The organism is Bradyrhizobium sp. 2S1, assembly GCF_011516625.5.
GTDB lineage: Bacteria > Pseudomonadota > Alphaproteobacteria > Rhizobiales > Xanthobacteraceae > Bradyrhizobium > Bradyrhizobium septentrionale.
This window is the reverse complement of sequence record NZ_CP147717.1, coordinates 85,672-105,717: the sequence shown is the minus strand read 5'-3', so window position 1 is coordinate 105,717 and position 20,046 is coordinate 85,672. Positions and strand designations below refer to the sequence as shown.

13 protein-coding genes and 4 pseudogenes are annotated in these 20,046 nt (G+C 60.6%); 15 read left to right on the top strand and 2 right to left on the bottom strand.

Annotation, left to right across the window (positions count from 1 at the left end):
• Positions 1–1,083 precede the first annotated feature (1,083 nt).
• The 13 genes and pseudogenes from HAP54_RS00490 (at position 1,084) to HAP54_RS00430 (ending at position 14,652) form a co-directional block, all read left to right on the top strand.
• A complete protein-coding gene (locus HAP54_RS00490) occupies positions 1,084–1,794 on the top strand; it encodes a thermonuclease family protein (RefSeq protein WP_248114290.1) in 711 nt (236 codons plus the stop codon).
• Positions 1,795–1,828: 34 nt separating this feature from the next.
• Positions 1,829–2,542, top strand: coding sequence for a carbonic anhydrase (locus tag HAP54_RS00485; RefSeq protein WP_224496927.1), 714 nt, complete (start codon positions 1,829–1,831; stop codon positions 2,540–2,542).
• Between the two features lie 1,360 nt (positions 2,543–3,902).
• Positions 3,903–5,402 (top strand): IS21 family transposase, encoded by a 1,500-nt coding sequence (gene istA, locus HAP54_RS00480; protein WP_029085220.1) that lies wholly within the window; start codon positions 3,903–3,905, stop codon positions 5,400–5,402.
• Positions 5,402–6,128 (top strand): annotated as a pseudogene (gene istB, locus HAP54_RS00475) (IS21-like element helper ATPase IstB). Before istA (HAP54_RS00480) ends, istB (HAP54_RS00475) begins: the two are co-directional and overlap by 1 nt.
• A 1,102-nt stretch (positions 6,129–7,230) precedes the next feature.
• Entirely contained in the window at positions 7,231–7,635 is a 405-nt protein-coding gene (gene tnpA, locus HAP54_RS00470; protein WP_224741334.1) for an IS66-like element accessory protein TnpA, read from the top strand.
• Complete coding sequence (gene tnpB, locus HAP54_RS00465; RefSeq protein ID WP_166298512.1) at positions 7,632–7,988, top strand: IS66 family insertion sequence element accessory protein TnpB; 357 nt, start codon at positions 7,632–7,634, stop codon at positions 7,986–7,988. The genes tnpA and tnpB overlap by 4 nt, the downstream gene beginning before the upstream one ends.
• Before the next feature lie 122 nt (positions 7,989–8,110).
• Positions 8,111–9,085, top strand: a pseudogene (gene tnpC / locus HAP54_RS00460) (IS66 family transposase); the annotation flags it as partial.
• 175 nt (positions 9,086–9,260) lie between these two features.
• Complete coding sequence (gene istA / locus HAP54_RS00455) at positions 9,261–10,802, top strand: IS21 family transposase (RefSeq protein WP_166217180.1); 1,542 nt, start codon at positions 9,261–9,263, stop codon at positions 10,800–10,802.
• Between the two features lie 16 nt (positions 10,803–10,818).
• Positions 10,819–11,580: an IS21-like element helper ATPase IstB gene (istB, locus tag HAP54_RS00450; RefSeq protein ID WP_029085260.1), complete on the top strand. Its 762-nt coding sequence runs from the start codon at positions 10,819–10,821 to the stop codon at positions 11,578–11,580.
• A 97-nt stretch (positions 11,581–11,677) separates the two neighbouring features.
• Positions 11,678–12,807, top strand: a protein-coding gene (locus HAP54_RS00445; protein WP_166296389.1) for an IS3-like element ISRj2 family transposase whose coding sequence is annotated in 2 segments (ribosomal slippage) — positions 11,678–11,930 and positions 11,930–12,807 — 1,131 coding nt in all. Because the reading frame shifts where the segments join, the coding sequence is not laid out codon by codon here.
• A gap of 120 nt (positions 12,808–12,927) precedes the next feature.
• A complete protein-coding gene (locus HAP54_RS00440) occupies positions 12,928–13,233 on the top strand; it encodes a glutamine synthetase (protein ID WP_249817851.1) in 306 nt (101 codons plus the stop codon).
• A 19-nt stretch (positions 13,234–13,252) separates the two neighbouring features.
• Positions 13,253–14,317, top strand: a complete 1,065-nt coding sequence (locus tag HAP54_RS00435) for an IS630 family transposase (RefSeq protein WP_166204319.1) — start codon at positions 13,253–13,255, stop codon at positions 14,315–14,317.
• 104 nt (positions 14,318–14,421) lie between these two features.
• Positions 14,422–14,652: a glutamine synthetase gene (locus HAP54_RS00430; RefSeq protein WP_248114291.1), complete on the top strand. Its 231-nt coding sequence runs from the start codon at positions 14,422–14,424 to the stop codon at positions 14,650–14,652.
• Between the two features lie 678 nt (positions 14,653–15,330).
• Here HAP54_RS00430 and HAP54_RS00425 read toward each other — a convergent pair.
• Positions 15,331–16,296, bottom strand: a complete 966-nt coding sequence (locus tag HAP54_RS00425; protein ID WP_051346740.1) for a TauD/TfdA dioxygenase family protein — start codon at positions 16,294–16,296, stop codon at positions 15,331–15,333.
• A gap of 244 nt (positions 16,297–16,540) precedes the next feature.
• Between HAP54_RS00425 and HAP54_RS00420 the strand changes: the two genes are divergently transcribed.
• Entirely contained in the window at positions 16,541–17,884 is a 1,344-nt protein-coding gene (locus HAP54_RS00420) for an IS1380-like element ISBdi2 family transposase (protein ID WP_166204320.1), read from the top strand.
• A 235-nt stretch (positions 17,885–18,119) separates the two neighbouring features.
• Here HAP54_RS00420 and HAP54_RS00415 read toward each other — a convergent pair.
• Positions 18,120–18,720, bottom strand: a pseudogene (locus HAP54_RS00415) (helix-turn-helix domain-containing protein); the annotation flags it as partial.
• 781 nt (positions 18,721–19,501) lie between these two features.
• On the opposite strand from HAP54_RS00415, the pseudogene HAP54_RS00410 reads away from it, so the two are divergent.
• Positions 19,502–19,748: pseudogene (locus HAP54_RS00410) on the top strand (IS256 family transposase); the annotation flags it as partial.
• Positions 19,749–20,046 lie beyond the last annotated feature (298 nt).

Below are 20,046 nucleotides of genomic sequence, written 5' to 3'. Positions count from 1 at the left end.
TCTTGAGCCTCCGCGCCCCTATCCCCGATACTGCGCAAGTCAGTCGTACGGTCGCTGCTCTGAAGGTTGGAGGTTGACCACAGTTCCCCTTTCTATTTGAACCCAAAGCAGGCCTGAGAGAACCGCCCGCCAGGGTTTCATGCTGAACTTCGAAAACGTTGCTTCCCCGGCCACCACGGCCTGTGCGTGTCAAGTCGCTGTCCTTTTTGGTCCGCATCGCCAATAGCGACCGCGTACGCCGACGCTGAAATCATCCGTGACAAAGTAGGACAACACGCCGGACCTGCCGTGATGAGTAGCCGGTGTGGCGAACCGCCGCGAACACAGGGATATCGACGGCGTCGCCGTAGATCGACGGACTATAGGAATTATTTCAGCATGTCCGGCAGCAATTACCGCCGACGTGTTCGCCATGCACCCTCCGGACCAGCACCGCTGCACCGCCGGCTCAAGTTCTGCCGAATCGTCTTACCACTTGGGACAAGCGCAACTGCCGTAGCTCCCAAAAAACGAACTCCAGATCGCATTAATACTCCAGGGCGCTTTCCAGACTCCCAACCGAGCGCCTTTGGCTCGCATCGATAACGGCGCTCGAATGAACCAGGCAGCGCGCCGCTCGAACTGGAGGTTATCCAGTGGCCTCCCAACGCGCTGGTCAAATTGTGACTAAGTCGCAGACCCCGCAATGGCGCTATTCGCGATCAATAGTATGCCGCACGGCGGGAAGCCGCCGTTCCCGCTGCAATTTTGGCAGCTGATCTGATCGGCCTGAACAGAGGCTGGATCAGCTGTTGAATATCCAACGAGACGTTTGACGCCCGAGCATCACCGTTACGGCCGAGGCTGGACGGGGTAAGCCAGGTCGCAAGCATATCGCAACGCCCACACCAGACGAAATTGCTTGAACCTCACGTTGCGTCAGGACGTAGGGTGAGAATCACGAACGACAAAGCAAACCTCGCACGATGCACAGGCCAGATGGCAGAGATGTGTGATCAAGCGGTCGAATGTAGCGGTGACCGATTGCACGTGTGTCTGGGCCCATGGACCAAGAGCGAAAGGTTGTCAGATATGAAACAACGCATGATGATGGCCGCATTGCTCGCTATCATCGCATCTCCGGTTTGCGCGGCGACAAGCGGCGCTCCCCGCATTCTCGACGGCAACACGATCGAAATCGAGCAGACCAAAATCCGGCTCTCGGGCATCGAGGCGCCAGAGACTGATCAGATCTGCCTCGACGCTCATGGCCAGAAATGGGCTTGTGGCATAGCTGCTCGCGATGAGCTCATCAAGCATTCGAACGGGCGAACCTGGGATTGCCATACCACAGGGGTAGATGTGTACAGGAGGTCGCTTGGCAACTGCTTCATCGCAGGCGAGGATGTGAACGCGTGGATGGTACGCTCGGGATGGGCGCTATTATCGGCACGCTCCGCAGCAAGCTATGCCATCTATGAGGTTGTTGCGAGCAATGCCTATGCGGGCATCTGGTCCGGGGCGTTCATCGCACCTTGGGATTGGCGCCATCGCAACCAGTCGACGATCATTATTGGCGTAAGCTCGGTGCCCTCAGACGCTCAAGAACTTCTGCTCGGATCCGCTTTGCTGACCGACCCGCCCTCACAGGAGTGTCTGATAAAGGCCGCCGTGGGCCGTAAGGGCGAGCGCATTTACCACTTGCCCGGGCAAAACGGTTACGAACAAATCGATATGACGAAGAACTTAGGTGAACGTTGGCTCTGCAGCGAATCGGAAGCGACCGCCTTGGGATGGCGTAAAGCAGCGCGATAGGGTGCCACCACACATGCAAGCAGATTCTTCGAGCATGAGCCATTCGATCGAACCTTCGCGCCGTTCTCTGTTGCTGTTCACTATGTCGGCTGTCGGCATGCTGCTTGCCGACCATATCGTCGAGGCGAAGGAATCAAAACCGCGGCCGAAGCCGGATAATCTGCTCTCTCCAGATGCTGCGCTGAAGCGGCTAATGGAAGGTAATGATCGCTACGTCCAGGGCGCTTCCCAAGGCCACGATTTCAAACGCGAGCGCCGGGTTTTGGTCGGTGGGCAAAATCCATATGCCGCGGTTCTGGGCTGCGCTGATTCTCGTATTGCGCCAGAACTGGCCTTCGACAGCGGACTTGGTGATCTGTTCGTCTGCCGACTCGCCGGAAATTTCGTCAACGAGGACACGCTCGCCAGCATGGAGTATGCCGTGGCCGTGCTGAACACGCCATTGATTGTGGTACTTGGTCACGATCATTGCGGCGCAGTAGACGCCACGATCAAGGCGCTCAACGACGACAAGCCGCCGCTGGGACATATTCCATCGCTCGTCGCCGCACTTGCACCTGCGGTTAAGGAATCTCGACAGCAAGGCGGCGACACGTTCGCCAATGCGACCCGGCAAAATGTAATCGATAACGTCAATAAACTCAGATTGGCGGGACCGGTTCTAAACCGGGCAGTTGAGCAGAACAGACTGATGGTTGTCGGGGGCCTTTACAGGCTTGATACGGGCAGAGTCGATCTGCTGAGCTAATGGATGGCGGCCGCCATGCGCGGCGGCCTCGTCCTTACTGGCTCAACAGCGACCTCGGACGACATTCGCTCATTCATCCGCCGCAGCAAGTGCCCTGGATATCGTCAACAATTCTAGTACAGCTTCGGATAGCTCAGGTATGCGCGGGCTCTTAATTCTCGTTGTAATCCTTGTACTTATTCTGGCGACACGCGGCCAGCACCAAGAGAGATTCTTGGCCCGGCCGACAACCTGGATGTCTCGTTAGTTCGTCCTGGCTCACAGAGTTGGCTCGAGCGGAAGATCGCGCTGGGATTTGAGCTCGGCCTCCGCACCAGCGAGCCCAGCAGAATTTTCTCGCCGCTGGCGATCCGCCTGGCATCGATACAAATCGTCCGTTGAGAATCTAGCTCACGCAGGACTGAAGATCAAATAGAGCACGACTGCGGCCACGACGGTCACCCAGGCAGCTGATCTGAGGAATAGCGTTACTCGCGTCGGCATCTTGAGGGTTTCTCCTGCATCAGGCAACGAACGAACCGCCGACTTCGGAGCAGCCTCATTGGATCTGTCCAGCTCTGCCATTTATCGGCAGCGGATCGAAAACCTTGGTTCGCGAGAGGCGCTGCCGCGCGGCTCGAGCGCGTCGACCTCGTCGGCAAGGGTCGCCTTCATGTCCCGTTCACACGGCAAGACATTGCCGAGCCCTTCGGCGCTTGTCCCTACAAGAAGATTGATGCGGTGCTTGCAATGCATCCCGCTCTGCCCAGCCTCCCACTCACAACTCATGCGCACTTTGTCGTCCTCTCGAACTGCATGACCTCGTACTCTCTGCCGCCTGAACTGCTCTCAACTCTAAAAACATAGCATGCGTTCTTCCATGCACTTTGCTCCAGCTACCTTCACTCGAATTATCCAAGGATCCTGCGCCCTTTTGAATCGATCATGTCCTCAATCTGCTAAGCATCTGCGTTCGCGCAATGCAGCGGGATCGCACGAAGAGTATCGAACCGAACAAGCTTGTCGGCATCATTTGCTGCACCCAAGTTGCGTCGACGAGAGGCGGCCAGTGCGCATCATGCTCGCTCAGATTGCCCGGACTGTTTGCCGATGCCGATCTCATACCGAGATCTGAGACTGATGTTCCCCGCAGATCTAACTCACTATACCTCCACCAGCGGTGAACTCCCGCCTGCCGCGGAAATGCTCCAGATCGGTGATGTTTGTCGCCCGGCAGGCGGCGTGCTCCAGCTGTCTGTAAATTCGCTTGCAATAATGCCCCCCTGAGGGGCGGTTTTCGCGTCCAATAAAGACCCCCCTTTGACGTTGTGTGTCAGCGTCCTTCCCTTTGGCCTCAGTCGGCCGGGAAGGGCTGATGGGGATGATTGGCGTGGACAAGATCGGCGAGATACGGCGCGCCTATTTCGAGCAGGACCGCTCCATCAAGGAGATAGTGCGCACGCTTTTGGTATCGCGCGCGACGGTGCGCAAGGTCATTCGGGGCCACAAGACCGAGTTCAAATACGCGCGGGGCGTTCAGCCGACGCCTAAGCTTGGCGACTGGGTCGAGGCTCTGACGGAGATCCTTGGAACCGAAGCTAATCTGCCGAAGCGGGAACGCCGCTCGACGCAGCGGCTGTTTGAGGAATTACGTGGGCGCGGATATGACGGCGCGCACGACAGCGTGCATCGCTTCGTCAAGTCCTGGCGCGACGAACGCGCCCGGGTCCCGGCTCATGCCTATGTGCCGATGAGCTTTGCGCCTGGGGAAGCCTACCAGTTTGACTGGAGCCACGAGACGATCACGCTCCAGGGCTTGCCGCTGACGGTCAAGGCGGCGCACATGAAGCTGTCGCACAGCCGCATGCCGTTTGTGCGCGTCTACTTCCGCGAGACTCAGGAGTTGGTGTTCGACGCGCATGACAAGGCGTTCCGGTTCTATGGCGGGGTTTGCCGGCGCGGCATCTACGACAACATGAAGACGGCGGTCGAGGCGATCTTCGTTGGCAAGGCGCGCCGGTATAACCGCCGTTTTTTGCAAATGTGCTCGCACCATCTGATCGACCCGGTGGCCTGCACACCCGCCTCGGGATGGGAGAAAGGTCAGGTCGAGAACCAGGTTGGCAACTTGCGTGACCAGATGTTCCGGCCGAAGCCTCGGGTCAAGAGTCTCGCCGAGCTGAATGCGTGGCTGGAAGATCAGTGCATCGCCTACGCCAAACGAACCAGGCATCCGGAGTTCAAGGATCGGCCGATCTGGGACGTGTTCCAGGAAGAACGCGCGAGCCTGATGGAGCTTCGCGGCCCCTTCGACGGGTTCGTCGAGAAGGCCGTTAGGGCCAGCACCACTTGCCTGATCATGGCCGATCACAATCGCTACAGCGTCGATGCGCGCGCCGCCGGCCGGATGGTTCTGGTGCGCTCCCATGCCGAACGGATTGTCGTCTTGCTGGGCGACGAGGTGGTCGCCGACCATCCGCGCCACTTCCGGCGTGACCAGATCATCTACGATCCCTGGCATTATCTGCCGGTACTAATGAAGAAGCCCGGTGCCTTGCGCAACGGCGCGCCGTTCAAGGATTGGGCTCTGCCACCCGCCCTGACCCAGGTCCGCGCCAAACTGAAGCAACACGCCGACGGGGACAGACAGTTCGTCAAGGTGTTGGGCGCCGTGCTCGATCACGGGCTCGCCGCGGTCGAAAGCGCCTGCGCCGAAGCGCTGGAAGCGGGCCTCGCTAGTGGCGATGTAATTCTGACCGTGCTGGCACGCCGACGGCAGCCCACGCCGCCGCCCAGCATCATTACGCCCGACGCGCTGCGCCTGAAGATCGAACCCGCGGCCGATTGTGGCCGCTACGACAGCATAAGGAAGATCGCCTGATGGAACGCCATGAGATTCTGGAGGCCATGAGCGAACTCAAGCTTTACGGCATGCGCGCCAGCTTCGATGAGATTGCCGGTAAGGGTCTTGCGCGGCGCGATGAGATCTATCCGCTGATCGCCAGCCTGATCCGGGCCGAACGCACCCACCGGCAAGCCCGCTCGATCAGCTATCGTATCGGCGGAGCCAAGTTCCCGGTTCTCAAGGACATCGACAAGTTCGTCTTCGCGGACACGCCTGTCGATGAAGGACTGGTGCGTGAACTCGCCTCCGGCGGGCTTCCTCGACGCCAAGCGCAACGCAATCTTCATCGGCGGCACCGGCACTGGCAAAACCCATCTATGCATCGCCGTGGCCTCGGCGGTCATTCGCGCCCGCGTAGGACGCTTCTTCAATCTGGTCGACCTCGTCAATCAACTGGAGCAGGAGAAGGCCGCCGGTCGTAGTGGCCGGTTGTCCGAGAAGCTGTTGCGCTACGATCTCATCGTCATCGACGAGCTCGGCTATCTGCCGTTCAGCCAGCCTGGCGGCCAGTTGTTGTTCCACCTGATCAGCAAACTCTACGAAAACACCTCGCTGCTGATCACCACCAACCTCGCCTTCGCCGATTGGCCGCAAGTGTTCGGCGACGCGAAAATGACAACCGCCATGCTCGATCGGCTGACCCACCACTGCGACATCATCGAGACTGGCAACGACAGCTGGCGCTTCAAGAACCGCGCATAACCTCCTGCTCGCCACTCGCGGCCCGCCAAGACCGGCTCTCCTCCGCTACGTGGGGCTCCGCGACGCCGGTCTTGGCTCCGTCAGAGGGGTCATTCTTGGACGCGAAAAGGGGTCGCACTTGGATGCGATTTGACAAGCTGTCCTTCGAGAAGCAAGCACAATTGAATTGTGAGCAGTGCGCGCCCATCACTACGGCCAACCAAGGGAGCGCCGAGCTGCTACCCCGATCAGCCTGCAACCAGACAGACGCGCGCCTTCGCATGCGTACCCCCGGCCGGGCGATGCAACCGAGAGCGGCCGAGGAGGCTCATTGAAGACCTACCCTTACGATCCGTTTTTCTGAAGCGCGAAAAGGATCGCGCAAGGGCTATTGACGGACGATGTAGCTATCGACGCACAAATCCGTACGAAACGGACAAACGCAGGTCAGGCGACGTGCTCTAATGACGCTCGGAGGGGCTGTTCGCAACAAGCTATCGACAAAAGCGATGCAACATGCCGACTGGGCCGACACCGTCGAGTTGAATGAAGACAAGTAAGTTGGCGGCAAGCCCGTCGTAGCGCCGCTAGCGGCCTGTAGGGCAGCATGGTGTCCGGTGCGTCAGCAGTCAACGCCAGACCTGACATGCCAGAGACACGGCCAATCGACACGATTGACCCTGACACACTCATCGTTGCACACCGGGGTTAAGGGTACACAGGCTGGGCAATTCGAACGCGCCGATCACGACGCAAACGTGATCTTGCTTTTGTTCGCCGAGGCACATTCGGCGTCATCGGTGAGGGTTCGCGAACAGCGCCAGCAAGCTCCAGAGCATCAGCATGACGTGTTGAGGAGCTCTCGGACAAGGAGTGGCTCTCGATGTGAGCCAGCACGGCTCGGCCTTTCGGTGTAATGCGCCAGCCGAATGGATCACGTTCCACAAGCCCCATCGTGAAGATGCTCAGATCGGGCACGCGGGAGGCAAATCGCCTGGTGTGCTTTGACCGTAAGCGCTGTTCAGCGGCCACCTACCGGTTGACGGGGTGATCTGCGAGTCTGCGGTTTGTTTGAACCGTTAGGCTTAGAATGGACACAGTGCATAGTGCTATCACGGAGCCGGTGAGGCGGCTTGAGGTCTTCACTGGAGCCGGCCGTCGGCGGAAGTGGAGCGACGAGGACAAGGCGCGGATTGTTGCGGAGATCGTTGCGAGCGGCGACTCGGTCTGTTCGGTAGCGCGACGGCATGGATTGTCGCCGCAGCAGTTGTTTGGCTGGCGCCGTCAGTTGCGAGAAGCTGCGGGCGGTCATTCCGAAGTGGAAGAAGTACAGTTTGTGCCGGCGGTGGTGGATGCCGTAGTGCCGGCGCCCGCTCTTGGCCGTGAGCGCAAAGCGGTGCGCTGCAAGGCCAAGACGGATTCCGGGATCATCGAGATCGAAGTTGACGGCATCACGATCCGGGCCGGTCGTGGTGCCGACCCAACAATGATTGCGTCGATCGTCCAGGCGCTGAAGGCGAGCCAGTGATCGGTCCGTCGGGTGCGGTCCGGGTGATGGTGGCGACTAAACCGGTAGACTTCCGCAAGGGAATGGAGGGGCTTGCTACCCTGGTGCGCGAGAGCATGGGGGCTGACCCATTCTCGGGAGCTGTCTATGTGTTCAGGGCCAAGCGGGCGGATCGGGTCAAGCTGGTGTTCTGGGACGGAACGGGTTTGTGTCTGTTCGCCAAGAGGCTGGAGGATGGAATCTTCCGCTGGCCGAAGATCGAGGACGGAGTGATGCGTCTGTCGGCGGCGCAATTGTCGGCGCTGCTGGAGGGGCTCGACTGGCGGCTTGTGCATGAAGCACGGGCGACGCCGGCGCCAACACAAGCGGGATAGTTGTTGGCGGTGCTGCGGCGAAGTGAATCAGGAGCGTCGGACGCGTCGCCAGTTGGCGGCGAATATGCTCTGAATTGGGTGTGAGCGACGCCCTGCCTGACGATCCCGAGACGCTGAAAGCGATGCTGCTTGCGGAGCGGTGCGAGAGCGAACGGCTGCGTCAGATCATCAAGGAATTGCAGCGGCATCGGTTTGGCCGGCGGGCAGAGACGCTGCCTGAAGATCAGATGCTGCTGGGCCTAGAAGACGTCGAGCAGGTGGCAGCGTACGGCGAGACGGCGCAGGACGTCAGCGCACCTGAAGGCCGTGAGGTGCAAGCCGGTAGGCGCCGCGTCAACCGTGGCGCCTTGCCGGCGCACCTGCCGCGGATCGAAGTCGTCGTCGACATCGAGGACAAGACCTGTCCCTGCTGCCAGGGCGAGTTACATCGGATCGGCGAGGATAGAAGCGAGCGGCTGGACCTGGTCCCGGCGCAGTTCCGGATCCTCGTTACCCGGCGTCCCAAATACGCCTGCCGCGCTTGCGAGGACGGTGTCATGCAGGCGCCGGCCCCGGTCCGGTTGATCGAGGGCGGACTGCCGACCGAAGCAACCGTCGCCCAGGTTCTGGTGTCCAAATATGCCGATCACCTGCCGCTCTATCGGCAGGCTCAGATTTACGCCCGCCAGGGCATTGAGCTCGATCGTTCGACGCTGGCGGACTGGGTGGGACAAGCAGCCTTCCACCTGCGTCCGTTGCATGAGCGCCTCCTCGGCAAGCTCAGGCGACGGCCAAAGCTGTTCGCCGACGAGACGACGATGCCGGTGCTCGATCCCGGCCGAGGGCGCACCAAGACCGGTCAGCTCTGGGCCTATGCAGCGGACGACCAGCCATGGGGCGGCGCCGATCCGCCGGGCGTCGCCTATGTCTATGCTCCCGATCGCAAAGCCGACCGACCAATCGCCCATCTGGCAGGCTTCAAGGGGATCCTGCAGGTCGATGGCTATGCTGGCTATGGCAAGCTGGCCGAGCGTGGCGACGTTCAGCTTGCATTCTGCTGGTCCCACATGCGGCGTAACTTCTACGAACTCGCCGCCCCCGGTCCCGCGCCCATTGCGGGTGCATGTTTCGCGGGATCGTGAGCACGGATTTCAGGGGATCGTGAGCAGAGATTTCAGACGATCGTGAGCACGGATTTCGCGGGATCGTGAGCAGCTTTTCAGCGGCTCAGCCCGCTTCGGCCGACAACTCAACCGGCTTAGGAACTGCCTCGTCAGTGAACGAGGAAGGCCGATGCCCACCCAGAGATTGTCGATGCGCCGGATCAAAGAGGTTCTCCGCTTAAAACATGTTCAAGGCTTGCCGGAGCGAGCCATCGCGCGCACCCTGGGCATCAGCAACGGAGCCGTGCACAGCTATCTGCGCCGAGCCGGGGCTGCCGGACTGAACTGGCCGTTGCCGGTCGGAATGACCGACGAAGACCTGGAGCTGCTGCTTTTCCCTGCGCCGAGGCCTGCGTCACAGAGCCCACAGCGGCCCGTTCCCGACTGGGGCTATGTCGACAAGGAGCTGCGCCGGCGCAACGTGACCCGCCGGCTGCTGTGGGACGAGTATCGCGCCAGCCATCCCGATGGATTCGGCTACACATGGTTCTGCACGACCTACGAGGCCTGGAAGGGGCGAGCCCGGCCTTCGATGCGGCAGACCCATCTGGGCGGCGAGAAGGTTTTCGTGGATTTCGCCGGCGACACCATCGACGTCATCGCCCCCTCAAGTGGGGAAGTGCAGTCGATGAAGCTGTTCGTCGCAGCGATGGGCGCCTCCAACTATACCTACGCCGAGGCCTGCCCAAGCGAGGGGCTCGCCGACTGGATCCGGGTCCACATCAACCTTTTCGCCTTCCTCGGCGGCGCGCCGACATTCGTGGTCTGCGACAATCTCAAGGCCGCCGTCACCAATCCCGACCGCCACGATCCTGGCCTCAACCGAACCTATGCCGAGATGGCGAGCCATTACGGCACGGCCATTCTCGCAGCCCGGCCGCGGCGCCCAAAAGATAAGGCAAAGGTCGAAGTTGCGGTGCAAGTCGCCCAGAGATGGATTTTGGCGCGGCTGCGCAACCAACGCTTCTTTTCGTTGGCGGAGCTGAACGCAGCCATCAAAATACTCGTCGTCGAACTCAATGCCCGGCAGATGCGCGACTTTGGCGCCAGCCGCGCCGAACTGTTCTCCGAACTCGACAAGCCCAAGCTCACAAAGCTGCCGGATCAGGCTTACGCTTTCGCGCGCTGGAAGCGATGCCGGGTCGGCCCCGACTATCATATCGAGATCGATGGACACTGGTATTCCACGCCATATCGGCTCATCCGTGAGCTTGTCGATGCCCGCATCGACGACAGGACGGTCGAGATCTTCCACAACGGCCGCAGGATCGCCAGCCACGCCCGCGCGCCCAACCGGCGGGGCCACACCACCACCGCCGACCACATGCCCAGCGCCCATCGGCGCTACGGCCAATGGACGCCCGCCGGAGTGATCGCCGCCGGCGAGCGGATCGGTCCGTCGACCGCCGCCTTCTTCCAGGCCGTGATCGCGGCCCGGCCGCATCCCGAGCAAGGCTTTCGCACCTGCCTCGGCATTCTGTCGCTGGCCAAAAGCTACAGCGCCGAGCGCGTCGACGCGGCCTGCCGGCGCGGCATTCTGATCAAGGCGCGATCCGTCGCCTCGATCCGCTCCATCCTCCAGAACGGCCTGGATCGCACCTTTCTCGACGAGCCCTCCGAACCCCAACCCCTGCGCCACGGCAACATCCGCGGCCGGGATTATTTCCACTGAAGCCAAGGAGACCTGTATGCTCACCCATCCCACCCACGAACGCCTGATCGAGCTCGGCTTGAGCGGCATGGCCAAGGCCTTCGAGGAGCAGCGACGATCACCTGATCTCGAAGCCTTGCCGTTCGAAGATCGCATCGGCCTGCTGGTCGACCGGGAAGCCGCGGAACGCGACACCAGGCGGCTCACTACGCGCCTCAAGCTGGCCGCGCTCCGCCAGAATGCTTGCTTGGAGGACGTCGATTTGCGCACGCCGCGGGGTATCGACCGGGCCGTCTTCGCCAAGCTGGTCAGCGGCGACTGGATCGATCGCCACGAGAATTTGCTCATAACCGGAGCGACCGGATTGGGCAAAAGTTGGTTAGCCTGTGCCCTCGGCCACAAGGCCTGCCGCGACAATCGCTCGGTTCTCTATCATCGCGTCCCAAGATTGTTCGAAGCGTTGGCACTCGCGCGGGGGGATGGACGTTATGCCCGCTTGCTCAAAACCCTTGGCCGCGCCCAGCTTCTGATTTTGGACGATTGGGGATTGTCAGTGCTCACCGCTGCCGAACGGCGCGATCTACTGGAAGTCCTTGAGGACCGCCATGGCCGCGCCTCCACCATCGTAACCAGCCAACTCCCTGTGGACACATGGCACGAAGTTATCGGAGACCCAACCTACGCCGACGCTGTCCTCGATCGCCTCGTCCATAACGCTCACCGCCTCCAGCTTGCCGGCGAAAGCATGCGAAAACGCAACGCCAGAACCATCACCCTTGACGAGCAGCCAGAACGCTGACTCTATCACAGAGCTGGCTCCGCAAATTCGGACAGTAGCTTGAGTGGATTTTCTGCCTGACAGCGGCGAGGATTCTTGCCGCGAATCAGGAGCGAAGATGACGAAGAAGAGCCGCCGGATGCATTCTCCGGCATTCAAGGCGAAGGTTGCTTTGGCTGCGGTCAAAGGCGAGAAGACGCTGGCGGAGCTGGCGCAACTGTTTGATGTTCATCCGAACCAGATCACGATCTGGAAAAACCAGCTCCTGGAAGGCGCCGCCGGCGTGTTTGGGCATGACAAGGCGTCGGCCGAGACGCCGGTCGATTTGAAGGCGTTACATGCCAAGATCGGCGAGCTGGCGTTGGAAAACGATTTTTTGTCCGGCGCGCTCACCAAGGCGGGCCTGCTGAGCGCAAAGCGATGATCGACCGCGGTCATGATCTTTCTATCGTGCGCCAGGCGAAGGTCCTGAAGCTGGCTCGCAGCACGGTCTACTATGAACCTCGGCCAGTTTCGGCCGAGGACCTTGCCTTGATGCGTCGGCTCGATGAGCTGCATCTCGATTATCCCTTCGCGGGAGCGCGTATGCAGCGATCGTTGCTGCGGCGGGAGGGCGTATACGCCGGTCGCCGCCACATCGCGACGCTGATGAAGCGCATGGGGATCGAGGCGGTCTATCGTCGCCCGAACACGAGTAAGCCGGCACCGGGTCACAAGATCTACCCGTACCTGTTGCGCGGATTGAAGATCGAGCGGCCCGACCAGGCGTGGGCAATGGACATCACCTACATTCCGATGCGGCGTGGCTTCGTCTATCTCGCGGCGGTCGTCGATGTGTTCAGCCGACGGGTCCTGGCCCATCGCGTCTCGATCACAATGGAGGCGGCCTTCTGCGTCGAAGCGGTCCAGGAGGCGTTGGCGAAGCACGGCAGGCCCGAGATTTTCAACACGGACCAGGGCAGCCAGTTCACCAGCCTCGAGTTCACCGATGTGCTGCTGGACGCGAAGATCGCCATCAGCATGGACGGCAAGGGCGCCTGGCGCGACAACGTGTTTGTCGAGCGGCTCTGGCGCACGGTCAAATACGAAGAAGTTTATCTCCGCGCCTACGACAGCGTGTCCGAGGCGCGAGCGTCAATTGCCAAGTATCTGGCCTTCTACAATCAGGGACGCCCTCACTCGAGCCTTGACGGGCGCACGCCCGACGAGGCTTACTTCGGCACGCAAGCTATGGTGATGGCCGCATGACCGTCGCCGACGATTTTGTCGTCGCTCTGGTCGGGCTACGCCCTCCCGACGCAACGACAAAATCGTAAGGCCCCGCGTTCAGCATAACCCGGCAGGAATCCACTTAAATCCCGCGGGGCGCTGTCCAAACAACCGGCGCCAGCTCTCATCTCAGTTGCGTCCGACGGTGACAATGCGTTCTACGACCGCGACAGGTTCCGCGGTATCTCAAAACAGATGAGTCAATTCATTGGCGGACAGCTGAAATACATGAGTGATTTCTGTGTGCTCGCCGCGCCGAACTTCAATAGCTACAAGCGGTTGGTGCCCGGCTGCTGGGCTCCAACCTGTCCAAGCTGGGGAGTTGACAACCGTTCCTGTGCGGTACGGGTCATTCCGGGAGACCCGTCTGCTCATCGCCTAGTACCTACTGTTCTTAAAGCGTGAGTCGTGATTCAAGGTCGGGATGATACCCGAAGCAAGAGAAGTCCACCTTTCGAGGAAAGATCGCAAGGTGCTTGAGGCGTGTTGCCGCTCCCCGGTGACGTTGCAGCGCGATTTGAAGCGGGCGCGGATAGTTCTGTTGGCGGCGGATGGACGCAGCACTCGGTCGATCGCCAAGGAAGTTGGGGTCCAGCCGCGGATTGTCAGCCTTTGGCGGCATCGCTATGCCGACCAAGGCCTTGAAGGGCTGCAAGACAAGCCGCGACCGGGCAAGCAGCCAATCTATACGAAGGCCACCGACAAGCGGATTCTGAAGCTGCTGGACAAGCCGCCGCCGGACGGGTTCGCACGCTGGACCGGGCCCCTGCTGGCCGGGGCGCTGGGCGATGTTGACGTCCAATATGTCTGGCGGTTCCTGCGCAGCCACAAGATTGACCTCGCGGCTCGTAAGTCCTGGTGTGAGAGCAACGACCCGAACTTTACGGCCAAAGCCGCCGATGTTGTCGGCCTCTATGTCGCCCCGCCCGCGAAGGCCATTGTGCTGTGCGTGGACGAGAAGCCCTCGATCCAGGCTTTGGAGCGAGCGCAGGGTTATCTGAAGTTGCCCAATGGCCGCGCCTTGACCGGCCAGAGCCACGATTACAAGCGGCATGGCACCACAACATTGTTTGCGGCGCTCGAAGTCGCCACCGGAAAGATCATCGCGGCGCATTCAAAACGCCGACGCCGCGTCGAGTTTCTCGACTTCATGAACAGCGTCACCGCGGCTTTTCCGAACCGGAAGCTTCACGTCATCCTCGACAACCTCAACACCCACAAGAAGAACGAGCATTGGCTCAAGGCCCACCCCAACGTGCAATTTCATTTCACGCCGACAAGTGCGTCTTGGCTCAATCAGGTCGAGGTATGGTTTTCGATCTTGCAGGGGCAGTCGCTCAGCGGCACCTCCTTCACAAGCCTCACGCAGCTTCAGGAGCACATCGATGCCTACGTCAACGCATACAACGACAGAGCCGAGCCCTTCGTCTGGACCAAGAAAAAGGTCCGTCAACGCCGTTTCAAAGGCCGCCGTATCACTCAGCTCTGATTCTGGGTACTAGAGTACAGGCTGACAGGCGCGGACATGAACCCATATCTCGCGCTCCGTGCGCGATCGGTTCAGGCATTCTGGGAATCGAAGAAGATGCTGCATTGCCGGCTTCGATCGTCGGTGGTGCAAGCGAGAAGACCTGCCATACTTCCGCTAGACTTCCGCAAAGCTTATCAGAGGCGACATACCGATTTGCACGGTCTCCAGTCGCCAGGGATGTCTTTGGAGACAGGTTTGTTGAAGCCTTTTCTTGCTCGCGCCGTTGGGAATGGGAATCCGTTCAACATCGTGTTACCGACTTTGAACGTCAGCGGTACTTCGAGATCACCTAGCGTAAGCTCCATGCTGCTCCAATGGTTCGTGATGTCGGCTTGACCTCGGATCCTTGGTCAGGATGCACAAGCGCCTTGCAAGCCCGCTGGCCCGAGCGTATCGGCGATCGGCATCACCAACCGCACGTTTCCGGCTGTTCGATCGGCCATTCTGTTCGAGTTCGTCAGCTCCTCGAAAGCGAACCTTCTTACCATTCGAACCTCGGCTCAAGAGGTCGATGCTGCCTATAACCGAACGTCGCGAATCTGGGATGTCCGCTCGGCAAATAGGCTACCGGCGAGAGCTTTATGGTCTTCAGTTGGATAAGCGGTGCTGGCTCGCCAGGAATTCGAACGGAGTACGCCGGCAGAGAGGAGGACAAAAATCTATTCAAGCAGGCCGTGAGCGCCACCAGAACAAACCATGCGGAGATGAAAGCGACGATTGAGCTGACGCGCAAGCGGGTCGGCTGCAAGGGTCGCCGACACAACGTGCGTCATCGACGCAATGGTGTAAGTCGGGTCATCATCTGCTCCAACTGTATCGACAGAGGCTCCGATTTGGAGCTCGAGCGATCCATACGGCAACTTTTCACGGTGACTACTCTTGGAACAACGACGTATGGGGCGCGTGCGCTGGACCTCAGACGAATTCAGCGGGAGCAGTCAACCAGTGGGACTCAGCGGGAACAGCTCCGTTCAGCCAGGCTCGCTCGATTGTCCAGCTTGGAGTATGATGGGCGGTATCGAGGGCGGCTGCTTGCTGATCTTGAGCCGCGTTATGCTGCGCCGGCCGTCGACGCTTACGGGCACGTCGCCATCGATCGTGGCCCGGCGCATGACGCGATGATGATCGCCATAATCGTTGACCGCGTAGTGCAACGTTGCGCGGTTGTCCCATATCGCGACGTCGCCCTCCGTCCAGTTCCAACGCACGGTGTTCTCGGCTGCAGTGATATGATATTGGAATAAATCGAACAGTTTCTGACCGTCATATTTGGGAATGTCGACAAACCGCTGTACCAACGCGCCGAGCAATAGCGTGCGTTCACTGGTCTCGGGGTGGACGCGGACGAGAGGATGCTCGGTCTCAAAGATGGTTCTGGTGAAGACATCGTCAAAATGCTTCTTGTCGACTTCGCGGACACGGGCCATTCCGGCGTAATCGAAGAGGTTGCTGTGAACGGCCCAGAGGCCGTCGGCAAGCCGTTGTAGCGGAGGCGGCAGATCGAGATACGCGGCTGCTGTATTCGACCACAGCGTATCGCCGCCGAACGATGGGATTACAACGGCTCGTAGAACCAGAATCTTCGGATATGCGTCGGCAAAGGTCCCATCTGCGTGCCATATGTCAGCGCGACCTCCGCCGCGGGTGGAGTCGAGCTCAAGGAGCGACGCAGTTCCGTTGGCAGCACCGAGCATCGGGTGCGGTACCAGCTTTCCGAACCGAGCTGCAAAGCGCTCCTGCCCAGCATCATCAAGGTGGCTCTGGTTACGGAAGAAGATCACCTTGTGCTCGAGTAACAGGCCACTGATCGCAGCGATGATCTGGGTCGGCAAATCGCCCGTGAGCCTCAGATCTTTGATTTCGGCACCGATGCGCGCTGCGCGTTTCACAACGTTGCCGCGCGGAATGACATCATCGATCAAAGGTGTTGCACTCATCGTGACATATCTCCCACGTCTGGTCGTCGCTTCCCTCGTCCCAGCCAGTGAATGATCCACAGCAAGCATTGTGCCAGGCGAAGGGACCGCGCCCCGGGCGGCCATGTACGACACGGACACTAACCCGTCTTATTCGTCAGAGGGCGCCTGAGAGGCTGGCGAGCGTGGTGTAAAGCGCTGATGCGGCGTAGGATTCGGTTGCAAAGCCAACCCCATCACCTCAACCGCGAACGCCACGCCCGCCATGACCGACGATACGATTCTGCCCTTCTCGTTTCCAGCCGTTCACGCCAAGAAAGTCACAGCTGCCTTCGATGGCGGTCGGCTGACCTCGAACGGGGGCGTGATGCTTCTGGCGATGGCCGAGCGGCGTCTCGGCTTGGCCGACAATTTGGCCCGGGTGTTCCCGGATCGGCGCGATCCGACGCGGGTCGTGCACAGCCTTGTCGATATGTTCCGCGCGCGCATGTTCGCGATCTGCTGCGGCTACGAGGACGCCGACGACCTCGATCATCTGCGGTCCGATCCCGCATTCAAGCTGGCCTGCGGACGGCTGCCGGACACGGGTCGCGATCTGTGTTCCCAACCGACGCTGTCGCGGCTGGAGAATGCTCCGCGCCTGCGCGACGTGATCCGACTGACCTACACTTTGGTCGACGCATGGATGGATAGCTACCCGCGCGAGCCGGCATCCGTCACGCTCGACATCGATGATACCTGCGATGTCGTCCACGGCCATCAGCAGCTCTCGCTGTTCAACGCTCATTATGACGAACGCTGCTTCCTGCCGATCCACGTCTACGACACGGAGAAGAGCCGGCCCGTGGCGGTCGTGCTGCGGCCCGGCAAGACGCCGGGCGGCGTCGAGGTGCGTGCCCATCTGCGCCGCCTGATACGGCATATCCGGACGCGGTGGCACAACACGCGAATCACGTTCCGTGGCGACGGGCACTATGCCCGGCCGGAGGCCATGGCGTGGTGCGAGACCAACGGCATCGACTACATCTTCGGTCTGTCCGGCACCAAGCCGCTCGCCAGAAAACTCGACGAGGCCGCCGACGACATCCGCACGCGACGCGCCATCGAGAACCTGCCGGTTCTGCGTGGCTATACCGAGACGCGCCACAAGGCCAAGTCCTGGGATCGCGAACGGCGTACCGTCGCCCGTATTGAGGCGACGATGCTCGGCCTCGACATCCGTTTCGTCGTCACCAGCCTCGATGTCGGCTCGGCCGAGTGGATCTACGACAGCCTGTATTGCGCGCGCGGCCAAGCCGAGAATCTGATCAAGCTGCATAAGACACAGCTCGCCTCCGATCGCACCAGCTGCCGTTCGGCGCTCGCCAATCAAGTCCGCCTCGTTCTCCACACCGCCGCTTATTGGCTGATGCTGACCGTGCGCGACGCGATTCCCAAAGCCCGGGAATTGGCCACAGCCGAGTTCGCGACGCTGCGTCTTCGTCTCTTGAAACTCGCTGCCCGTGTGGTCGAGACCACGAGCCGCATTCGCCTTGCGTTTGCCGCGGCCTGTCCCGAAGCCGACCTGATCCGCGGCTTGCCAGGCGCGCTGCTGCCGCTCGGTCCTTGACCGGCGGGGCGTCCGCCCCCCGTTCGCCCAACCTACACCTCAAGCGCGTTGCAAAGTACCGGTCGTCAGGCGGTGAAAAGCCGAAGGCAATCCCGCGCGCCTCGTCAGAGCAGATGTGCGGCCACATCAATCGGACTAAAAAAATGCACTCTCACGAATAGGACGGGCTAAAGGATTGGAATATTTGGCGCGAGCCGGCCAGGGACTGAGCTCAGGCGCAACTATGCCGCTTCTAATCGTGGCTCTGGCCGGGCAATGCGCGGCCGTTGAGCAACTTCGGATGCTCCAAGGCGTGGATCGAGCGCTTCTCGTCCACGCATAGCGCCTTCGCTGGCGGGGCGACGTAAAGGCCGACGACATCGGCAGCTTTGGCCGCAACGTTCGGGTCATTGCTCTCCCACCAGGACTGCGAGCCGCGAGGTCAATCTTGTGGTTGTGCAGGACCGCCAGACATATTGGACATCAACATCGCCCAGCGCCTCGGCCAGCAGAGGGCGGGTGGTCCAGCGCGCAAACCCTTGCGCGGGGCGCCTTATCCAGCAGCTTGAGAATCCGCTTGTCGGTCGTCTTCGTATAGATCGCAGCTTGCCGGGCCGCGGCTTGTCTTGCAGCCCTTCAAGACGTTGCTCGGCATAGCGATGCCGCCAAAGGCTGACAATCCGCGGCTAGACCCCGACTTCCTTGGCGATCGACCGGGGGCCGCGTCCGGCCGCCGCCAACAGAAGTATCCGCGCTCGCTTCAAATCACGCTGCAATGTCACCGGTGAGGGGCAACAGGTTTCAGGCACCTTGCGATCTTTCCTCGAAAAGCGGACTTCTCTTGCTTCGGGTATTATCTCGCTTGAATCACGACTCTCGTTCCACGAAAAGTGGGTGCTAGGGTGAGCAGGGGTTGATCGAGGCGGGTGTAGAGAGCCTTTCGTTCGAGCAGCACAAGAAAGCCTGTTCAATCGAGATCGCGCAGAGTCATCGACGGGGAATACACCTCAGTTGATAAGCGGTCCAATCGACATGTGAAAGCGGCAGTCGTGACGCCGTCACGGCGACTTCAACGCCTCATCGATCCAGTGCCGCGGCATCCTTGTAAGCAGATCAACGTCCCCGGGTGTGCCAAGATACTGTGCTCCAACGGTTTCGCGGCCGATTGGCTCGGCCGGCTTTGCCGGAGCTTGCGCTCGCCACGCCGGGCCGCGGCAGAAGCGGTTGTCAAGAGTCCAAGCCGCGCCGAGCGTCGAAGCTTCTATGGGTGTACCGCGCAAGGCGGAAGCGCGCTGTTTGGAGCTTGGAGGGCCTGCGAGAAGAAGGGAGGCGGGCCGTTGTCCAAGACGCTGCAAATCTGCTACTGGCGGGGCGAAGAGCGGCATGATGAGGGCGCGCTGCGCGGTTTACGGAATGTGGAGCGCGTCATGGTCGAGTAGGTTGCAGCTTGGAACAGCAGCGGCGTTGAAGAGGCTGAACAGGTTTCTGGACAATTGCTGAATCGATGATCCGATAAGGTCATCCATTTCGCAAGTGGATCGACCGGATGGGCTATGGGCGAAAGTTGGTGACAGCATGAAGAGGTAAGGCGGCGTATCGTGGTGGTGTTCGAAGCCTCCAGTTTCCATCGAAGGCGCCGTGACCGACTCTAACGGTTTTCAATTTTCCCAGCCAGGAAGCTTCGCGGACCCGCTTACCGAGGTTTTTCGCAGCGGCGCGCGAGCGCTGCTGATGCAGGCCGTGGAGGCCGAAGTGGCGGCTTTGCTCGGCAGGCACGCCGCAGGTTACCGATGATGGCCGCCAACGGCTGGTGCGCCACGGCCATCTGCCCGAGCGAGAGATCATAACTGGCATCGGCTCGGTAGCGGTGCGCTGCTCGCGGATATCTGTCGTACTCACAGTTACGCAGAAGAGTGACCGTCGACGCGTGGTCGATGAAGGCTCCGCGCGTCCAGCTCAAATTGTCTTCAGGTCTTTCACTCCGTGGTTGACGCTTGCTCTTCAGGAGCGATGCGATGCGCCTCATGCGGCGGCACCGGCCGAAATCAAGTCGAGGTGTCCTGCAAACCTACAACTCAATAGGGTCCGAGTTCAGGACGGTGATGCGTCTGGGCAACTGTTGTCGACTAGTTCAAAAATGTCACGCCAAGTCGGCGCGCATCACGCCAAACTACCTGGCATAT

Excerpts from the sequence above, each read along its gene's own strand:
- istA (WP_029085220.1), top strand. The coding sequence starts at position 3,903 with ATGATTGGCGTGGACAAGATCGGCGAGATACGGCGCGCCTATTTCGAG.
- istA (WP_166217180.1), top strand. The coding sequence starts at position 9,261 with ATGCCCACCCAGAGATTGTCGATGCGCCGGATCAAAGAGGTTCTCCGC.
- HAP54_RS00425 (WP_051346740.1), bottom strand. The coding sequence starts at position 16,296 with ATGAGTGCAACACCTTTGATCGATGATGTCATTCCGCGCGGCAACGTT.
- istB (WP_029085260.1), top strand. The coding sequence starts at position 10,819 with ATGCTCACCCATCCCACCCACGAACGCCTGATCGAGCTCGGCTTGAGC.
- HAP54_RS00490 (WP_248114290.1), top strand. The coding sequence starts at position 1,084 with ATGATGATGGCCGCATTGCTCGCTATCATCGCATCTCCGGTTTGCGCG.
- HAP54_RS00420 (WP_166204320.1), top strand. The coding sequence starts at position 16,541 with ATGACCGACGATACGATTCTGCCCTTCTCGTTTCCAGCCGTTCACGCC.
- HAP54_RS00485 (WP_224496927.1), top strand. The coding sequence starts at position 1,829 with ATGAGCCATTCGATCGAACCTTCGCGCCGTTCTCTGTTGCTGTTCACT.
- HAP54_RS00435 (WP_166204319.1), top strand. The coding sequence starts at position 13,253 with ATGATACCCGAAGCAAGAGAAGTCCACCTTTCGAGGAAAGATCGCAAG.